Genomic DNA, 19,266 nt, shown 5'->3' with positions numbered 1-19,266 from the left:
CTTTTTTTACTGCTCTACTATTACGTGTACTTCCTTTTCAATTTCTCCTAATTTCATTTTCAAATCAGCCATTTCATTTTCTGTTATATCTAAATGAGGCGCCTTCATATAACCGCCATTCAACCCACGCATTTTTAATGCTTCTTTAAAATAAGACATGTTACTACCGTTTTTTAATGCATCACAATACTTTGTCGCAATACGCTGTAGCTCTCTCGCTTTTTCAATATTTCCTTCTTCATACGCTTCATAGAGAGCAACGAACGGTTCTGGATACACAGAAGATACTCCTGATACCGTTCCCGTACAACCTAATGCTAGAGCGGGTAAAAACAAGTGATCCGGTCCAAATACGACATCGAAATCTCCATTATTCACATTTAAATATTTACTTGTTAGAGTGAAATCAGGAAAGCTATATTTAAGTCCGACAACGTTTTTGCATTTCTCAACTATTTTTTCAACCACATCAACAGGTAATTCGTTACTTGCACATTGAGGAATACTATACAAATACACCGGGAAATCCCCTGGCAAGCTCTTAGAAAGCTCGACATAATAATGTTCCATTTCTCTCTCATTTACACCAAAATAAACAGGTGTAACAGCTCCAATTCCATCCGCTCCAATAGTATGTGCGTGCTTTGCTAATTCAATAACGTTATCAAATACGATATCCCCTACGTGAATATAAACCGTTACTCTCTTATTCGCCGTCTTAACGACCGTTTCCGCAATAGCCTTTCGCTCTGAAACAGATAGCTTAAGCATTTCACCAGTCGTACCAAGTGGATATAAACAATGAACTCCTTTAGAAATCAAAAACTCCGTCAACTCTTCAACTGCTTTTAAATCTACTGTACCGTTCTTATGGAACGGGGTAACCATAGCTGTAGTAACTCCATACAATTTCTTCATTTGCTTCACCTACTTTAATAATTTCTCTCCACATTCCAAAGCTTGTTTCTAAATGGTTAACTACATTTTCGTCACCTCCCTATTTGCTAAAACGTTATAGCAAAAAGTAAAAATAGTTAGCCAGTAATGATACTGACTATATTCAACAACTACTTCTTTTCATTATTTCTGTCTTAAATCTAATTTCCTCTGGCTTCAAGATTTGATGATTCATCATTCTCAATAATTGATTCACACAAGCCGAAGCCATCTCTTCAACAGGCAAATGCACAGTCGTTAACGGCGGTGTCGTAAAAGCGGTCTGTACATCATTATCATGTCCTATAATTTCTAAATCCTCCGGTACACGTATACCATTCGCATGACAAGCTGCTAAAGCACCCATAGCCATCGGATCACTTAAAAAGAATAACGCTGAGGGCATCTTCTTCCCACTGCTTACTAGCTTGTGAATGACCTCATAACCACCTTCTTCAGTAAAATTACCTTCTAGAACGAACAGGTTCTCCATGTTACTTTTTTCGACACGATCTAAAAATCCCTCTTGTCTATGCCTAACAGCTTGTGACGAAATCTTCGGAGTTACGATAGCCACTCGCTCATGACCTTTACGTTCAAAATATTTAGCGACTTCTACCCCTGTCATAAAGCTATCCACATTGACAGTATTGTATTTATCTGAATATCTCTGATAGAGAACTACAGGAACCTTTAGATCATTTGTTTCTAAAAAATTCAAATCCTCGTCAGATGCATTCGCCACAATCGCACCATTAAATCGTGTTCCTGTTCTTAAACTTTCTACCTCATCCAATTTACCGTTTTCATATGGCTGAATTAATAATTCAAACATCCCATCCTTATAAATAGATTTTGACTGAATACCTTGTAGAAAGCGACTCATCAATGAGGCTCTTGCATCAAGTGTCCATAAAATAGTGAGAACAGGTATCTTACTTTTATCATTGTTTCTTAGTCTTCTTGCTGAAATACTCGGAAGGTAGCCTAGCTCACGAGCTATTTCTAATACTTTCTTTTGTGTCGCTTCGGAGATTCGCATTTTCTCTGCTTTTCCATTTAATATAAATGAAACCGTACCCGAAGACACTCCTGCCTTCTCAGCAATTTGTCTAATAGTAGCCATACATTCTCTCCAATAATTCATACTTATACCCTTGCTAAATCGTTATAGCATTTTCGTTAAATCCAGATTAATACGTATCATCCACTTTGTCAAGCGCTTTCATAAAATTCGTTACAATCAAACCCTCTTAGCCTTTAACAAAAAACCACACCAACAAGAGCAGGTGCGGACTATACAAGCCTATGATTCTATTTCTCTTTTTTTGTGTTTTCTGTTATCTGCTAGCAAACGATTTAAATACTTGTCTAATTCTTGACTATACATAAGAGTTTCAGGATGATCCAACCCTTTTGTTAACCCCGTGCGAATCATTATGGCGCGTAGCTTTTCAACCTCTATCCTAACGTGTGACGTCTTAGTGCCCATAACTCCCCCTACTTTTAGACTAACTCCATATTACAATATCAAATCATCATGGTTAAGGGATTCGACAAAAGATCCAATGAATAGACAACAATTTAAGTCGAATAGCATTGGTCCTTTGTTCTAGGAAATACGACATCATTCTTGCTATTTTCCGCGGTAACTACACATTTGATTCCTTCATCACTCATCTATGATAGGAATGTTACTTCACACTCTTTACCGTTGAACGAATGCGCGCTACCTTCTTTTGAAGACCCTTTACTTTTCGTGATGCGACGAGACACTCACGCTCATTTACCATTGTGACCTTGCGCTGCTTTGTATGGATCCCTTTAATGTTGTCGAGATTGATAAGATAGCTTTTATGGCAGCGGTAAAAGCGCTCATCGATAGCACAGCTGCTTGTCCCATAATTATTAGAAGTACTTACATTAAATCTAAAACTTGTATCCGCGTGATTTGAAGCAAGCGCTTGAGCTGGTAATATTGAAACAATCATGATCACAGTTAAAACAAGTGCACCATATTTTTTTAACATCTATCATTCTCCTTCATTTATTAGTCGCTCATGAGCATTTTCAATTAACCTATGAATATATTACCATCATTTTCAAATACTTGGTCATAATTGTCGTAAACGTTACAGACTCTACTTCAGCTGTTTTCCTATAAAAAAACCACCGATAGAGCATTTCCTCTTTTTCGGTGGTTTCCTTTTTTATTCACTTACCGGCGTTTTCGTTTGAAATTTTTCAATATATGTTGCTATCTCTTGCACAACGTCTTTTGCCTTTAAGTCATCGTTTGTCTTACCGTTTGCTTTCTCTCTTATCGTCACTAACAAATCTTTCAAATCTCGTTCTGTTAATTGCTCAGACATATGTAGAATACTCCTTATTCACTCAATCTCAGTAGATGATTCTCTCACATGTTTACTATCATACTGTCCGTTTATCGTTCTGACAAGCATTAAAAAAGTAGGATTTTTTCTAGTTTTGTAAGAGTTTGGCGAATAATGAACATATGTGGATGTCGAACGGTGATTCTTCTTGCTTTCAAACAATTGATTATTCGTCGATGGAGCCATCATTTTTACACGTAGTGACGATGATGATGGAGTGAACAAGCACGAAAAGCTATAAACATCATCCGCATACCGTCCTTCGCTTTCTTTTTTTAGGACATGCAGAAAAAGAAAGATATGAAAAGGCGAATCAGCCTGAATCCATTAATATTATGAGGTAACGAGCGAACCAAACGCCACCTGCCCATTCACCAACATCATCCTCGATTCTTCCCTAAGTGATATTCGCCTTGATGGAACCTCATTCCGCTATTTCCTTTATCAAATCGTTTTAGCCTGCCCTTTCGGAACGTCATTCCGCTATTCTCCCTTTCCTCGTGCATTTCCCGTTCATTTCAGCTGAATAACGGAATGAGGTTCCCCTTCATACGCTTAAACGACGTATTTCTTCGTTTTAACGGAATGACGTTCCGCTTGAAATCGAACCTATTCACCTTCATGGGATCTCTGATTTAATGGAGATTTGCGACTTTCCATACCGAATTCTCTTGCTAGAACCCTACTTATTCACCTGGCGTATTGGAACGACTACTACCTAATGGATCAGCGTAATGATGACTACTTTTCTTCAATGAGCTGTAGCAACATTTCTATCTCTTCGTAACCCTGATCATTGAATACAAACTTCCTTACTTCTCCATTCACTTTTGCAGTAATCAATCCCATCACTTGACCTTGTTCTTTTTGGAAAGTCATTGGAAGATCACCGAAGAACTCTGATCTATAAGAGGTTTCAATGAAATTTTGATTATTAAGATGAATCGTTCTGATGAAATTTAAGATGCTAGCTCTTATTTGTTCTTCCAAACTTAAGCCCTTTGCTTTCATCAGCTTATGTACTTCTACTTCTGAATACTTCATTGAACTTTCCCCTTTTCAAATATCATTTATGATACTGCACGAAATCATTCATCTCTTCCTATACTTATCTTCAATCACGATATACCTTTCGTGGTGAATCTTGTCCCACTCGGTCTTTTTATAGCTAATCGCTTTCAACCTCTCATTAATCTCATTAGGATCATATTGTCTGAAATCCAACCTTTCGCCCATGCTCTCATCTCTTCATGTTCAGGATGCTTTGGATCTTGATATGCCTCCCAGAACTCATAAAATTGATCGATCCCGCCGACATCTTCAGGCGGTGCTGTTTCTGCTCCATCAAGAAGCGTCGGAAATCCAAAATAATAATCATCCACCGTTTCTTCAAGCTTAATGGTAAATTGCCAATCATCACCAAAGTCATAGGTATATCTCAATTCACGATCGTTCTCTACGTAATCATCGATCTTTAACCCCGTCGGTTTACGAACTTCGACCTTTAACCTTTCCTGGTAACTCTTTTCAAACTTCAGCATATCTGATGGCATCTCTTTTAACCGCTGCGCAAACATCGCTTTATTCTTTTTATAGTTCTGGTGTTCAAGATAAGCCTCTTCGTTATTTGTAACTGATTTGTTGTCCTCTGGAAGATGAAATTCATAGAGGTGATAATCCATATGTGGATAACCACTCTGGAAATTAGTCACATTCTGAATTACATCATGAAGCCTTTTAAATGTTGCTCCTGCAGGCATAATGACTCGACGCCATATGAGTGGGTTCGATCCATCTAATTCGATTTTTAAGATGTATGATTTCAATTTGACATCATCCTTTTGGAGTTATGGTCCGAGTTTATTAACGATCCGGTTTAATCTAATAGGGTAAACAGCTAACCTTGCTATTTCACCCTACAAGTTTAACATGAAGACGCTCACAATGAAGGAGTCCCTATCAATCGTTTTCTTTCGTTCGTGATTGCTGCAAGTGTTTGTTTGACGTTTCCTTCTATACGCTTATGGTTCGACTTAGTGGACAGGGATTCCCTTTTTACAACTCATGCGGTCCCCCGTTCCTCTATTCACACCCCCTCAGGCCATTTTGCCACCCTTGGCGGTTCCTCATTCCTCTATTTTCCCATCTCCACAGCTCACACCGCTCTTTTGCATTAAATAGCGGAACATCGATTACACGATTCAACTTTCAACCCTGAATTCTCATCATTAGCGGAAGGAGGTGGACCTATCGAAAAAGAAAGCGGCGATTCCTTATCCCTCTACTCACTTCACTTTCCGACCTTCACGATTCCTTCCCTATTTCTAATACAAGCCGCTCCACATCTTCCCTCGACAACCCTGACACACGTACAACCATAGCAACATCCACACCTTCTCGCAGTAGATTCCGTGCCATTTCTAACTTTCCTTTCTCCATCCCTTTCTCTATTCCTTTCTCCATACCTCTCCGCTCATACGACACCATCACTTCCATGATCTGGTCTCCTTCCTTTCCTTTCATTTGTTTCACCTCGTTTATCAGTTGGGTTTCTTCGTCTTCAGTTAGTGGTAGGTACGTTTCGAAAAATCCTGTGAGGAGTGTTTGCTTTGCTTGGTCAATTTCCATTCTAACTAACATACGTAGAAATTCTTTCTTTACTTCGATTCTCTCTTCTTTAGTATACCCCATTTTTGCTAAAAAAGCCGCTGCTACTGGGTTCTCTGTACGAATATAATTGCGCCAGTTTTCTTTTTGCAGTTCTAGTTTTAAAAATTGAAATTGAAGAATATCAGCAAATGGGAGGTGGACGTGGAACGTATTCGGTTCCGCGCGGTTCGTATCATAGGTGAAAAGGGCAATCGGGAGAATCGGGCGGCGGTATTTCTCGTACAAACGGCTGAAATAAATAAACATCCGTTCATTGAATTGTTCTTGAACATAGCTTTGTGGTTCGATGTGGATTAAGATGAGGGCTTTCTCTTCCTTCAATGTCGTCTCAACTAACAGGTCAACGCGGTATTTCTCTCCGACAGTGACGTCTGTGTAGAGCTCCTCGGAGAGAAAGCGGACATCATCAAAACGGACAGCTTCGTACACTTGGGGGTAGAACAGCAGAATGAACTCTTCGAAAAAGGTCGTCAGCACTTCTTTAAACAATCGGTCATGGTCTATCATTTTCTCACCCTCTCATACTAGAACATACGTTCTATTTTATTATACAGCATTTTACAATATAAAGATAGGTGAGTAGAGAAAGGTTCACTAAAAATCTCTCCCCCGCTCTCTCTTTCTGCTGCTCTTGCCATTTTACAATTTTATTTTTAACCCAATCTCTATTTCACTTTTCCTACTGTCATTCCTTCAAATAGAGAATCGTCGAGTCCCTTCTTGGCACTACTATTCCCATTCCTCACACATAAAAAAATAAGGATTCCCTTTTGAGCGTATCAGTTACTCGTGCCTCTACTTCTCTCGTTCCAGACCCTATAATTCATACACGATTACCAGTATGCCACTCTCATTAATGGCGACATAGGTTAACCATGCCCTTATGATACATTCACCCTCCTCATTTGAGTCGACAACACGTTCAACAACACGATTGGCAGGCCTACTCATTTTTAAGTAGACCTGCTATTATCACGAGCCCTCTTATGAACAGACGAATAGCTCATTTTGTACATTTGTGAGGAAATCGTTTACTAATATCATTCCGAACTGTTCTTGACGAAACCTCTAATAGTAGGGCTATACTTTCACCTGTTTGATACCTGCTACTATTCCGTAACAAATGAAGAATTTCCACCTCTCTTTTACTCAGTAGGTTCATTTGCTTTCCTTGCTCCTTTCTAGCTCAAGTATATGCGAGCGCTTACAATTCCTTAAGTTACCTTTTTTCCGCTTTAGCGGAAAAGGAGTTCATTGTATCGAACACTTTGATTTTACCTGCATATTAGGAATGATGCTATCAATTTCCGATCGTTTGCCTTTACACATATTAGGAGGGCGCATAGGAAATCTACCAAGCTCGTATAGTAGGTTATACCTACCTTCTAACGATTTTTTCGTAGGTATCTTTAGACTGATCATGAGTATGCTAGCTCTACCTACCAACAAAAAAAGACTGTTTCTAAAAGCATGAATCCCCTTAAAGAAACAGTCCTGTAATGAACATGTTTGTGTATATATTTATTATTGTTGTAAATTCAACTGACGTCGTCGAATAACATAAGCGATGAACCCTATGACAACGAACATCATTCCTGCCACTAACAAATTATAGAAATTGGTTGCCGTATTAGGTAATGAATCGTTTGTTATAGAATTTATTTCCTTCTCCCTCACCTGATCCTGTTGGACTTGTAGGCTCTTTAACTGGATTCTCACCTTTTGGGCTTCCAGGATCTTGTTCGTGATGTTGGTGTGCATCTGCAGCAAACACCGCAAATTCAATCCCGATCGTTGATTACGCACGGATTTTCTACCACCATAAACGACGTCATATTGCATCGTGCGGTTTTCAGACTGTACCCATATTCAGATCATAGTGTATGCTGAAAAGAACGGAGGATCTGACTGGGCGCAGAACCTCATTCCGCTATTTGGTCAATAATGGCTAGTTTAGATACTTTTCCTGAACCTCATTCCGCTATCCTCCCTTTCCTCGTGCATTTCCTGTTCATTTCACCTGAATAGCGGAATGACGTTCCTCTTCATATGCTTTCTAAGCAGATTCCCTAACTTTAACGGAATGAGGTTCCGCTTGAAACCGAACCTATTCGCCTTCATGGGATCTCTGATTTAACAGAGCTTTGCGACTTTCCATACCTAATTCTTTAATTACCCATTAATTATTTTATACCATCCTACTTATTCACCTAGCGGAACGTCGATTACACAATTCACCTTCCAATCCAGATTTTACTTATTTAACGGAATGAGGATGATCGCGGCTCCTCACCTCTCAACCCTTCTCCCACTTACTTCTGCAACATTGATAGATCCTCCCTCACAACATCCACTATAATGTATGGTGACTCCCTTTAAGCGACTGCATAATGGTGAAAAAAAGGAAGACAACCGTATGGAAAAGGATCCATTTAAGGAGAAGCTCGAACGCCATATTGGTCAACGCGTTCGCTTGCTACGAACAGAACGTGGCTTCACTCTTGAAGAATTAGCGGAGTATGCCAATATGAGTCGCAATCACCTATCGAATATTGAACGAGGCAAAACAAGTATGACCAGCTACATGCAAATGAAAATTGCCAAAGGCCTAGATCTCTCACACCCACATGAGCTAACAAACGATGCATACAATCGAGTATTCCCTACTTTAAAAATCCATCAACAAGATTAGTACTTTATTCATTCTATCGAAACGCCGGGCTTCTTTTGCTGCCCATTCATCAACTTGAATTTCGGTCTACTCGTTTCCTCTCAAACTGCTCATTTCGACTAATGGTATAAAAGGTGACCACTTTCATCGATACGCAAACCCAATTTCATTATCCAAATCCTGTTAAATTTATTCAAACTACCTCACATCGAATAATCTCCGTCCCTTTCTCCAACCCCTGTTTCTAGAGCAGTTCACATAGATTAGCCACACTTTTTATTCCCTATCCCATATCTAGGAGTTGATAGAGTGATCTCGACAATTGTAACTCATTATGAAATTACGAAGGATACGATGGCCTTACTTCCCGCAAGAAAAATCGACTACCACACACTAGCGATAGAGCCCCATCAGCAACGGAAGGTTGATCAAGTCACCCTCTCCTTAATTAAAGATGCCTGCCTTCATGGAGGATCGACCTACGATGGCAGGCGTTTGGCCGTCATTTCCCAAACAGGAGCGCAAAATAAGGTTCCGATTCCGATTAACCCCAATGAATTCATTTACGCGTTCCCCACATCCTCACCTTCATCTCCAGATTGCATTTGGATCTTCTACCATCATGTGAAAACGATTCAACCACACCTGAAAAATCCTGACTATTCCCTGATTGTCTTTAAAAACTATGAAAAGTTAGAGGTGCCCATTTCTCTGCAAGTGTTACAGCGTCAAATGCAACGGACAAGCTATTGTATCGTGCGATTTTCGAAAGGCTGGGAAAAAGAGTAGTGCCTGTTCACGCTCACTTTCACACATAAACGATATTCGAATAGGAGGATCATGAGATGGCAAAGTTTCGTATGGTTCAAACGGGGTTCTGGCATGACCCAAAAGTGATAGAGGAGATGACACCAGAGGATAAATTCTTCTTTATCTATTTGCTTACGAACCCACAGGTGACACAAATCGGCATTTATCGCATCACAAAAAAATTGGTTGCTTTTGAAACAGGCTTCTCGATTGAAACGGTGCAGCTGTTGTTTGAGAGATTCATACACCAGCACGACCTCATTCGCTATAACGATAAGACGAGGGAGGTGGCGATTAAGAATTGGGGGAAGTATAACCTCAAGCGGGGTGGCAAGCCGATGTTAGATTGTATTCAGAAGGAGCTTGAAGATGTGAAGGATACGTCTTTCATTGATTTTGTCGGACGAGCAGTGGACAATCCGACGATTCACAGTCTATTTGCTTCTTTCTCCCAAGATCACGACGATACGTCAACGTTACGTGGACAAGAAGAAGAACAAGAACAAGACAAAGAACAACAACAAGACCTCACCGGTGCGGTGTTCACCTTTTACGAAGAGAACATCGGTGTTCTCAATCCGTTTATCGCCCAATCGCTTTCTCATTGGTTAGAGGAATTGGAGGCAGAGGTCATTATTCTTGCGATGAAGAAAGCATTAAGAAAGCAAAAGAAATGGGATTACGCTGAAGGTATTTTGAAAAGGTGGGTCAATGATAACCTGACATCCTTGCAGGCGATTGAAGCAAGAGACGTTCGTCAGCAGAAGCGACATCGAGATTCGAGTGCAACCGACTTACTGGATAGAGTGAGAAGAGGTGAGTTCTCATGACAAATGAAGAAGCAGCGGAAGTTCTTCTGACGATTCATGAAGTCTACCCTTCCTTTGAGCTAACAGAACGAAAAATGAACATGCTTGTGCCAGCCTTGTTGGATATGGATCTTGTGCGCGTGTTGAAGCGTTTGAATGAACATATTATGACGAATCCATGGCCGCCCACGATGGCCGATATCGCCGCTTTCCCCGATCGTCAAAACAAGACCTTGAAGAAGACGCAGGAATATGAAAAGGTCGCCTCTGAAAATCCGCCAACGAAAGAACAAATCGCTGAATTTCAAGCGCGCTTCCAGCAACTCGTTCTAGCGGAGAACGAAGATGAGTGAGGAGATATCCTTTGCCGAGCAGGCTGTGCTTGGAACCATTCTCATCGAGCCTGAACGAATCAAGGAATGTAGCTTACAGGCAGAGCACTTTTCCGAGAAGCGCCACGAACTCATTTTCCAGACGATGCGCACGTTAGAGCAGCGTGATACACCGCCTGATCTAGTGACGGTTGTGACCACGTTAGGAGATGTACTTGAACCGATTGGAGGCGTCGCTTACTTATCAGATGTGATGAACGCAGTCGCTTCCACGAGCAATGTTAAGCATTATGAAGAGCTAATTCTTGAGGCGTTCAGAAGGCGAGAAGCGATCCAACGCACGCAACAATTCCCTGACCAAGCAAGTGATGAAACGATCTCTAGCCTCATTACAGACTTGCAACACATTCAAGAGCAGACGATTAAGAAACAGCATCGAACGAAGCAGGAAATTCTAATTGACGTGGTCGAAGCGATGCACGATTCGACGGAAGGTCTGACAGGGAGGCCGAGTGGCATTCTCGATTTGGACAAAATGACAGGAGGATGGCAAAAGCAAGACCTCATCATAGTGGCCGCTCGACCGTCCGTCGGTAAAACGGCATTTGCCTTACATATGGGTGCGGTGAACTGTCGCAAAGGAGGGGTGACGACCTTTTTCTCATTGGAGATGTCCGATAAGCAATTGGCAATGAGATGGCTGAATGGAGAAGGTCGAATTGACGGCATGAAATGGAAGAACCCGACACGCTTATTTTCCGCAGCAGATTATAACCGAGCGGTACGGGCGATCGGGACAATTGAACAATGGGATTTTGAAATGATTGATAGCCCAACGTTGAATGTAGCAGAAATTCGTGCAAAGATAAGTGAAATCAAACGCAAATACCCTGACAAGGAACATCTCGTCTTCATCGATTATCTCCAACTCATTCAACCGACTATGAAGCGAAACGAAAATCGCCAGCAGGAAGTGTCTGAGATCTCAAGATCGTTAAAAGCGATAGCGAGAGAGCTCGACGTCCCGATCATTGCTTTATCTCAGCTTTCAAGAAAAGTAGAATCAAGACAAATGAAACGTCCGATGATGTCTGACATCCGCGAATCGGGAAGCATCGAACAGGACGCTGACATCATTTCATTTTTATACCGAGATGACTATTATGAGAAGGACTCCGAGCATCCGAACAAAATCGAGATCATCGTCGCCAAGCAACGAAATGGACCGACGGGAACGGTGGAGGCTATGTTTGAAAAGGAATATGGCCGGTATGTGAACATGAGTCGTGAGGAGAGGACGTAAGGGTGAGACACGGACACGAGGAGATGGGGTTCTACGGGACGCTATTTCCTCTTCCCCCGCGAGCGTATTTAAACTAAGCATATTTAAAAATGTTCGCAATATGTTCATCATGTTCAAACAACGTCTCGATGGCGACTCTCATTTCTTCAATCAATGCCATCGTTTGCCTTAAGTCTTTTCGATAGTAGTGAAAGAATTCCTCGAAAGGGTCTGTGATCGTTTGTGGTAAAGCGGGAATAAACTCTTGCACAGAAATTCGTTGTATCGAGTAGACGTGCGTCGCTTGTCCGAAGAATTGTCTTTGATACACATTCGGGTTCTGCTCCATTTGATGAATCTGCTGACGCAAACGCTGCTTCCTTCGCTCATCATCACCAAGCACGTCCCGTTCATACGTCTGCTGCATGCGCGTCAATTCCATTAATACGTTCGCGCAAGCCTCTTTCCCTTTTTGGAAAATCCGAATCGCCGAGGAAATATTCACATAAACTTCCTGTCCACCTGAGCGATTGGTTCGTCCAGTTCCACCTACTGCACCAAACAAATCAACATTCGCCAGCTTATCCAACAAAGCCTCCGACGTTAAGCCATCATGAACATAGATCATATCATTCGATTCAGGGTCATACACTTTGTAAATATCTGAACCCGACTCTTTCCCCAAATACTCAATGACATAATCCATCGTATGAGCCTCAGCACTTACATGAAAATAGTCAACGATAGTCGATAGATGTGTTCGGATGATCGCCCTATCTTCATTCATGCGATCTAAACGCATTTTAAATCGATCCACATTAGAAAAAAATTCATGAAGCAACACACCAATTGGCTTAAACATCACATGGTGTCTATTAAAATAACTATGCAGTTGTATGATATCTATGTGCGCATTGTTTAATTCGATCTCCAGCGATCGAACGGCTTGTACCAACTCTCGCCCTTCTTCAATCGTGATGATTTGCTGTTCCACCATCACATCAACAATGGCTGGTAGCTCCTTATATAGCATTCGAACAAAAGCAATGGCTTTGGGCAGCTTAGTAAGGGCATTCGTCAATGCAGGTAGGAACGATTGAATACCTGCATACACCGCTTTACTTGCCGATTCGCTAAACGTTTGAAATGAAAATGGAACCTCTCCTTCCCTCATGGCATTCAACTTCGCCAACTCATCGAACAGCTCCGGCTGAATCCCCGTCATCTCACGAAAGAAACCATCAAACCCTTCTTGATTGTAAACGGCCGCGTATTCAGACAGATACTCTTGAAACGCAAAGATCACCTCATCAGGAATCGCCGCAACCACCTCCTGTATCCCCTCATGACCATCGATCGTTGAAACGATCTCCGCTTCACCAATATCCATAAACCCCGGCATTTTCAGCATACCAAATAGCATTTCCTCTTTAATAATGAGACGCTGAATAGACGATTCGTCCATACGAGATTTGTAGTATTCCTCACCAAAGGCTACGAGTTCGTCTGGGGGGATGGTGTGGAGTTGGGAGAAGTCATGTTCAATTCCAAAATTCCTTGAAATATCAAGCATAAACTCCTCATCAAAATAAGCTAAATGATAGACACTCGATGGCGCTGGATTAAACACGTATATTTTATCAAAAATTAATTCTGTTAATTGAGCATTTACAGCATTATTACCGCCTAAGGAGTGAGCTAAACCTAAACTAATTAATGGTACTATATCAGGAGTTGATTGATTGATTTTTTTTACCACAATCTCCTTAAATTTTATTGTATCAGTATATTGACTATTACTTTGCCCAATACCAATCCCCATACCGTTGTATAACCAGTCCTTTGGCTTCCAGCTACCTTTTTCCTCTTTCTCACTCCCTCTTAGAATAGTATACATCTGATTAATACCTCTAGATTCGTCATAAAAATGAATGACAGTACCATCAAACCCTGAATAGACATCGTCTTTGTGTATTTCATCTATATCATTAGAATGATAGATTGTGATATTCTGTGGACTATCCTTTCCTGTTTCCTCAAGGATAACCCTTCTCACCTCTGATTCCGTCAATTCATCATATTCCATTTTAACAATTCTAGCCCTCAATAAGTTTGAATTGAGTACTTCTTGATTTTGCAAACCCATCACCTCCAGACTCAATTTCTATTAATGAAATTCTATTGATTTCATTAATTTTTGTGCATAAATCTCTTGTTGCTCAATTTCTACTGAACATGGATGCTGAAAATTTCTACACGTGGTCATAAAAATAAATGTAATGCCTTTCTCATATTTATCTGATTTTATATAGCTAAAAAAACGATAAGCCCTATCTCCATCACCAATGTCTAAAGTTGATGTACCATAATAGTAAGTATTATCTCCATGTTGAAACACTTCATATTCACCTTCGAAATCAGCCAATCTGGATAACACACTCAACTGAATATCAATATCTGTAGCTATAGGTCTACTATCGTAATCCAACCTTAATCGATACATGAGATTTTCTCCGTATTCTTCCATAATACTAATATTCTCTCGATGATCACCTAATTTCTCATAGTAAACAGACTCCATCACCGCATTCTCCGGAAACCAAATCGTATACCCACCTGTTTTCGATTCAAATAAATAAAACCCTTCCTCCACTGCCTTCGTCGACGTCATAAATTCTCGTGTAAACTCATCTTCAAACGCAGGTACGTCTGGTGCATTCATCATACATCCTCCTGTTACGATCATCACTAGTACTAAGGCGATTCCTTTCAGCTTTCGCAAAGAACCTCCTCCTTTCCTCGATGCTCTTCTCATTTTTGCATAAGCTATCCATTTTTTTCAATTAGCATTTGGGAGATTTTTCTTTTTGAGGCATTTGTACTATGGCTTTTTACGGGGATTTACGAGCAGTTCCTTGGTGTGGTTTACGATTTGTAGGAGTATTTTCTTGTTCTTATCAATCTTTGAGGCTATGACTTTTCTGAAGATTTAAATGATAGTAAGTCACTGTGTACGAACAAACGAGATTATTCTTGAAACTCTACTGATTTCATTAACTTGAGTGCATGTTTCTCTTGTTGTTCGACATCTATAGTGCATGGATCTTTAAAATTATTACATGAAGTTGTATAAGTAAACCTTATCCCTTTTTCATTCAAATTTGATTTAATATAACTAAAAAATCGATATACTTGATTTCCGCCATCAGTTTCATACACTGTTGTTGCGTAATAATATGTATTGTTTCCAAATTGAAATTCCTCATATTCCCCTTCATATCCACCCGCTGAACTAGAGAGGAGACTTAATTGTGGTTCAATCATTTCAGTTACAGATCTATCCTCATACCATAGCCTTGCTCGATAATAAAGGTTTTCACCATATACTTCCATTATACTTGTATTCTCTCTTTGATCGCCTGCTTTAACATAGTATTCAGATTCAGTCACCGCATTCTCCGGAAACCAAATCGTATACCCACCTGTTTTCGATTCAAATAAATAAAACCCTTCCTCCACTGCCTTCGTCGATTTCATAAATTCTCTCGTGAATTCATCTTCAAACGCAGGTACGTCTGGTGCATTCATCATACATCCTCCTGTTACGATCATCACTAGTACTAAGGCGATTCCTTTCAGCTTTCGCAAAGAACCTCCTCCCTTCCTCGATGCTCTTCTCATTCTGGCATAAGCTATCCATTTTTTTCAATTCATATTTGGGAGATTTTTCTTTTTGAGGCATTTATACTACGGCTTTTTGTGACTGCTAAACTAAAGTTAACAGTTTTCGCTTGACGGTGTTTGTCAATATAGTTGTCGCATTTAATTACTTTAGTGTTCAGTCAATGCTACCGCGCTACGCTTGCTGGCCTGGTGATTTGAATGGAAAGGAAATCCATTCAAATCACCAGGGAATAAAGTGTATGATGGCGGACTCAACATTTCCTCTTCCCGTCATCATGCATTGGATTAAGGGCTACTTTTTCAATTGGTGTCCAATTTCTTAGACTCCTTGCCCATCGTTCTGGATGCTTTGCTCTTGCTGCCTCGTATACCTCCCTCTATAAATATTGATATATCAACGGTTTTACGCGTTTTTGAGGTATCAAAAAAATATTTTTCGACACGACCTCTAACAGTAATTTGAATTTGATATTATGTGAAACTAAACCAATCTAAGGGTGCGCTACGCGGTCGCTACTGGATATTATTGTAAGTAGCGTTGTGAAATTATACGATGCACCATGGATCTCTGCGTAACTTATGATGACGTACCCTCCCATGTCTCTGGGCATCTGTGTGCTACATTCCTTCGTTCGGTCTAGTCATAAGGCAGAGGCTAGCGAAGCTCCTTTAGGGACTCTAGGTCGAATGGTGAAAATAGTGCCAGCTTCTCCGTGTCATCCTGTTGTCTAGGTCTAAAAAGGGTAGGGTTTTATATAGCCTCTACGAGACTAGGGATATCCCTCATCATTCGCTGTGCATCAAATGCTCTGTGCTTTGTACTAATTCCATGTAAGACCTTTAGTAGTTTTCCGCAAAGGACCACAATTGACTGCTTCTTACGTAAAGGATTGATCGAGCGATTCGTGTAATGTTCATGTAGTTTACGAAAAGCTTCATTATGACGAATCATCGGCATCATGACACGAAATAGGAGTGCTCGTAACTTCCTTCTTCCTCGTTTAGAAATACGTTTTTGGCCTTTGTGCTGCCCCGATGAATTTTCACGTAATGTGAGTCCCGCTAGTTTGATTAGTTGGCGTGGATCTTCATAATGTGAAAAGCTTCCGATTTCAGCTAGTAGGTCAACGATTGTTGTGTCACCGAGACCTGGGACTGTCTTAAGCCAATCGTATTCTACAGATGTTTGAACAAGTTCAACTAACTGCTGGGTGATGTCTTCAATATCCTGCTCCAATTGGTGGAAACGGCGAACGAGTGTGGTCATTTCATAACGTGCCATCTGACATCCTTCCGTAACTCCAATTGATTGTGCAGCTAGTTCAATTAGTTGAAGTGCTTTTGGTCTTTGAGGTGATTTGAGCCCATCTACATTGCGATAACGTTCTAATACTTCATCAGGGTCTTTTTCATGTAGATCCAATGGTAATGGCGTACATTCCAGGGCAGCCAGTGCCATTTTACCGAACGAAGGAAACACCTGTGTAAATTCAGGGAAATAGCGATCTAGCCAACGGATCATCCTGTTTTTAACAGCACCCAATTCTTCTGTTAATTTGGATCGAAATGTCGATCCTGCACGTAATTCTGCTTCAACCTCTTTGAGAATACGTGGATAACTAAAACGTCCATCTTTGACCAAGCGAGCGATAACTAATGCATCTTTGCGATCATGTTTGGTTGGAAGATTGTCGTCCAACTCTTTTGAACGTTTTACGTGCATCGGATTCGTCATGACAAGAGGAATACCTCGGTCCTCTAGATAATAGGCTAGATTCAGCCAGTAATGCCCTGTGGGTTCAACCCCAACGATGATTTCCGTTTTATCATGTTCTCTTAATGCCGCTAGAATTCGCTGGTATAATCGTTCGAATCCTTCTAGAGATTGAGAAACAGGAAATGATTTTTGGAGCACCCTCCCTCTGTCATCAGTGAAACAAGCGAAATGAGTGCGTTTGGCAATATCGATTCCAACGACAAGTGTTTTTTCAGAGACTTGATTTATTTTCTGATTTTGTTTAAAATCCATTATGAAGTCCTCCTTGGTTAACTCAGTTAGGGGTCATCTCGGTGCACGATTTGACACCCCGTATCATACCAAGAGGGCTCTTTTTATTTCAAGTCTCCGAACATTCTTCTAACAGGAATGCTCCTTTCTCTTTGTCAATATGGTTACGTGTTCTCCGGCATGACACTGTGCTGGTGTTACGTAATTCAGTCCACTATGCAGATGAATGTAATTATACCAATGGACAAATTGGTGTGCCCATTGTCGCGCTTCCTCAAGTGTTCCAAAACCTTTATGAGGATAATCAGGTCGATATTTAAGAGTCCGAAACATAGCTTCAGAATAAGGATTATCATTGCTTACACGCGGCCTTGAAAAGGAGCTTTGGATCCCTAATTTCTCTAGTAAACTCAAAAATGTCTCAGCTTTCATCGGACTTCCGTTATCTGAATGTAGCACGAGTGGTGCTCCTTGGATTTTTTCGTTGATGACTGCCCTTTTTACAAGCGTCTCAGCGTGTTTTGCCTCTTCTTTTTCCCAAACTTCCGATCCAACTACTTTTCTACTAAATAAATCGAGAATTAAATAGAGGCGATAATACAAGCCTTTCACAGGTCCACCAAGCCACGTAATATCCCATGTCCATACCTGGTTTGGCGATATGGCCAGATGACTCTCAGGAATTCTTCGTGTTGGCTTCTGACTACGACCACGATGGTGTTGCATCTTTCCTTCGCGTAACACACGATAGAACGTGGATTCTGACGCAATGTATGTTCCTTTATCGGCAAGCTTTGGAACAATTTGTGTCGGTGGTAAATCGGCATAATCTTCTTGTTTGACAACCTCGAGTATTTCCTTCTTTTCTTCCTCGGACAACTTATTTTTTGGCACAGGTCTTTTCGCAAAGGGACGCTGATCCACTTTTACATCGCCCTCTTCCACCCAACGCTCGTAGGTTCGTACGCTAATATGAAGTTCCTCACAAGCCTTCGCTAACCGCGCACCGTTTTGATTGGCTTCTTGGATGAGTTCTACAGCTAATGCGCGATTTGATGGGCTTATCATTCTTCCTCGTCTTCCCCCCAAATCGCTTGGGCCTTTTTTCTAAGCAAAAGTAAGGCAGCAGCTTCCGCTAATGCTTTTTCCTTCTTTTGAAGATCTTTTTCTAATTGCTTAGCACGCTTTTGTTCTTCCTTCAATGCACCATTTAATTGCTTTTGATTGGTCAAATACTTGTCCATTTGCTTGGAGGCAAGCTACTCTCCATGCCTCAATCTGTTCACTGTACAATCCCTTTTTACGACAATATTCAGCCAGTTCGGTTTCGTTCATCGTAAAGGTCTCCATCACGATCAAAAACTTATCTTGACTGCTCCATTTGTCACTGGTTTGTCCATTTCCAGGCGTTGCCACACCAGCTTCACGAGCTTCCTTACGCCACTTGTACAGCGTCACTTCTGAGATACCGGCTTCCTGTGAAATATTCGCCACTGATTCGTTATTTGGTGGCATCATCCGATTAACAATGACTTCTTTCTGTTCCTTCGAATATCGTACTCCGTTTTTTCCTTTCATATCGATCGACCTCCGTGTTATTTACTTAACTATAACACTAAAGTATCGTACGACATCTATCCTAACAGAGGGGGATATGGAAATTAAACAAAT

23 protein-coding genes are annotated in these 19,266 nt (G+C 40.8%); 5 read left to right on the top strand and 18 right to left on the bottom strand.

Annotation, left to right across the window (positions count from 1 at the left end):
• Window positions 1-6: 6 nt before the first annotated feature.
• From JCM9152_RS14890 to JCM9152_RS22680, 11 genes are all read right to left on the bottom strand, one after another.
• Entirely contained in the window at window positions 7-918 is a 912-nt protein-coding gene (locus JCM9152_RS14890) for a dihydrodipicolinate synthase family protein (protein WP_035345874.1), read from the bottom strand.
• A gap of 142 nt (window positions 919-1,060) precedes the next feature.
• Window positions 1,061-2,062 carry a LacI family DNA-binding transcriptional regulator gene (locus tag JCM9152_RS14885; RefSeq protein WP_035345872.1) on the bottom strand — a complete coding sequence of 334 codons (1,002 nt, stop codon included), beginning with the start codon at window positions 2,060-2,062 and terminating at the stop codon, window positions 1,061-1,063.
• Window positions 2,063-2,242: 180 nt separating this feature from the next.
• Window positions 2,243-2,428, bottom strand: a complete 186-nt coding sequence (locus JCM9152_RS14880) for an aspartyl-phosphate phosphatase Spo0E family protein (RefSeq protein WP_035345870.1) — start codon at window positions 2,426-2,428, stop codon at window positions 2,243-2,245.
• Window positions 2,429-2,630: 202 nt separating this feature from the next.
• A complete protein-coding gene (locus tag JCM9152_RS14875; RefSeq protein WP_035345868.1) occupies window positions 2,631-2,966 on the bottom strand; it encodes a LytTR family transcriptional regulator DNA-binding domain-containing protein in 336 nt (111 codons plus the stop codon).
• Window positions 2,967-3,146: 180 nt separating this feature from the next.
• Window positions 3,147-3,308, bottom strand: a complete 162-nt coding sequence (locus JCM9152_RS22685; protein WP_156314999.1) for a hypothetical protein — start codon at window positions 3,306-3,308, stop codon at window positions 3,147-3,149.
• 762 nt (window positions 3,309-4,070) lie between these two features.
• On the bottom strand, window positions 4,071-4,373 hold the full coding sequence (locus JCM9152_RS14870; protein WP_035345866.1) for a hypothetical protein: 303 nt from the start codon (window positions 4,371-4,373) through the stop codon (window positions 4,071-4,073).
• A 134-nt stretch (window positions 4,374-4,507) separates the two neighbouring features.
• Entirely contained in the window at window positions 4,508-5,155 is a 648-nt protein-coding gene (locus tag JCM9152_RS14865; protein WP_235715731.1) for a plasmid pRiA4b ORF-3 family protein, read from the bottom strand.
• 478 nt (window positions 5,156-5,633) lie between these two features.
• Window positions 5,634-6,506 carry an Rpn/YhgA-type helix-turn-helix domain-containing protein gene (locus tag JCM9152_RS14860; protein ID WP_035345864.1) on the bottom strand — a complete coding sequence of 291 codons (873 nt, stop codon included), beginning with the start codon at window positions 6,504-6,506 and terminating at the stop codon, window positions 5,634-5,636.
• Between the two features lie 309 nt (window positions 6,507-6,815).
• Window positions 6,816-6,950, bottom strand: coding sequence for a hypothetical protein (locus tag JCM9152_RS23755; RefSeq protein WP_268870743.1), 135 nt, complete (start codon window positions 6,948-6,950; stop codon window positions 6,816-6,818).
• Between the two features lie 52 nt (window positions 6,951-7,002).
• Window positions 7,003-7,161 carry an HTH domain-containing protein gene (locus tag JCM9152_RS24145; protein ID WP_081728069.1) on the bottom strand — a complete coding sequence of 53 codons (159 nt, stop codon included), beginning with the start codon at window positions 7,159-7,161 and terminating at the stop codon, window positions 7,003-7,005.
• 362 nt (window positions 7,162-7,523) lie between these two features.
• The gene (locus JCM9152_RS22680) at window positions 7,524-7,718 is read right to left on the bottom strand and encodes an LPXTG cell wall anchor domain-containing protein (protein ID WP_158318445.1); all 195 of its coding nucleotides are present in this window, start codon (window positions 7,716-7,718) and stop codon (window positions 7,524-7,526) included.
• Window positions 7,719-8,415: 697 nt separating this feature from the next.
• On the opposite strand from JCM9152_RS22680, the gene JCM9152_RS14855 reads away from it, so the two are divergent.
• The 5 genes from JCM9152_RS14855 (at window position 8,416) to dnaB (ending at window position 11,924) form a co-directional block, all read left to right on the top strand.
• On the top strand, window positions 8,416-8,691 hold the full coding sequence (locus JCM9152_RS14855; RefSeq protein WP_052015992.1) for a helix-turn-helix domain-containing protein: 276 nt from the start codon (window positions 8,416-8,418) through the stop codon (window positions 8,689-8,691).
• Between the two features lie 288 nt (window positions 8,692-8,979).
• Window positions 8,980-9,459 (top strand): competence protein ComK, encoded by a 480-nt coding sequence (locus JCM9152_RS14850; RefSeq protein WP_235715730.1) that lies wholly within the window; start codon window positions 8,980-8,982, stop codon window positions 9,457-9,459.
• Between the two features lie 56 nt (window positions 9,460-9,515).
• A complete protein-coding gene (locus JCM9152_RS14845) occupies window positions 9,516-10,310 on the top strand; it encodes a DnaD domain-containing protein (RefSeq protein ID WP_052015991.1) in 795 nt (264 codons plus the stop codon).
• Window positions 10,307-10,642 carry a replicative helicase loader/inhibitor gene (locus JCM9152_RS14840; protein WP_035345862.1) on the top strand — a complete coding sequence of 112 codons (336 nt, stop codon included), beginning with the start codon at window positions 10,307-10,309 and terminating at the stop codon, window positions 10,640-10,642. Before JCM9152_RS14845 ends, JCM9152_RS14840 begins: the two co-directional genes overlap by 4 nt.
• Window positions 10,635-11,924 carry a replicative DNA helicase gene (dnaB, locus tag JCM9152_RS14835; RefSeq protein WP_035345860.1) on the top strand — a complete coding sequence of 430 codons (1,290 nt, stop codon included), beginning with the start codon at window positions 10,635-10,637 and terminating at the stop codon, window positions 11,922-11,924. The genes JCM9152_RS14840 and dnaB overlap by 8 nt, the downstream gene beginning before the upstream one ends.
• Before the next feature lie 73 nt (window positions 11,925-11,997).
• Here dnaB and JCM9152_RS21465 read toward each other — a convergent pair whose 3' ends face one another.
• The 7 genes from JCM9152_RS21465 to JCM9152_RS23405 form a co-directional block, all read right to left on the bottom strand.
• Window positions 11,998-14,043, bottom strand: a complete 2,046-nt coding sequence (locus JCM9152_RS21465) for a DUF6792 domain-containing protein (RefSeq protein ID WP_052015989.1) — start codon at window positions 14,041-14,043, stop codon at window positions 11,998-12,000.
• Window positions 14,044-14,070: 27 nt separating this feature from the next.
• A complete protein-coding gene (locus JCM9152_RS14825; protein WP_052015988.1) occupies window positions 14,071-14,685 on the bottom strand; it encodes a YvcA-related protein in 615 nt (204 codons plus the stop codon).
• Window positions 14,686-14,930: 245 nt separating this feature from the next.
• Window positions 14,931-15,551 carry a YvcA-related protein gene (locus tag JCM9152_RS14820; RefSeq protein ID WP_052015986.1) on the bottom strand — a complete coding sequence of 207 codons (621 nt, stop codon included), beginning with the start codon at window positions 15,549-15,551 and terminating at the stop codon, window positions 14,931-14,933.
• Between the two features lie 787 nt (window positions 15,552-16,338).
• The gene (locus JCM9152_RS14815) at window positions 16,339-17,616 is read right to left on the bottom strand and encodes an IS110 family RNA-guided transposase (RefSeq protein ID WP_035345858.1); all 1,278 of its coding nucleotides are present in this window, start codon (window positions 17,614-17,616) and stop codon (window positions 16,339-16,341) included.
• Window positions 17,617-17,724: 108 nt separating this feature from the next.
• Window positions 17,725-18,663 (bottom strand): IS3 family transposase, encoded by a 939-nt coding sequence (locus JCM9152_RS14810; RefSeq protein ID WP_035345931.1) that lies wholly within the window; start codon window positions 18,661-18,663, stop codon window positions 17,725-17,727.
• Window positions 18,660-18,797, bottom strand: coding sequence for a hypothetical protein (locus JCM9152_RS23410; protein WP_235715729.1), 138 nt, complete (start codon window positions 18,795-18,797; stop codon window positions 18,660-18,662). Before JCM9152_RS23410 ends, JCM9152_RS14810 begins: the two co-directional genes overlap by 4 nt.
• Window positions 18,772-19,173, bottom strand: coding sequence for a transposase (locus JCM9152_RS23405; RefSeq protein WP_173402080.1), 402 nt, complete (start codon window positions 19,171-19,173; stop codon window positions 18,772-18,774). The genes JCM9152_RS23410 and JCM9152_RS23405 overlap by 26 nt, the downstream gene beginning before the upstream one ends.
• Window positions 19,174-19,266 lie beyond the last annotated feature (93 nt).

Origin of the sequence: Halalkalibacter hemicellulosilyticusJCM 9152 (assembly GCF_000513115.1) — a bacterium.
GTDB classification, from domain to species: Bacteria; Bacillota; Bacilli; order Bacillales; family Bacillaceae_D; genus Halalkalibacter; species Halalkalibacter hemicellulosilyticus.
Note: the sequence above shows the minus strand (reverse complement) of the source record. Positions and strands in the feature narration are given on the sequence as shown.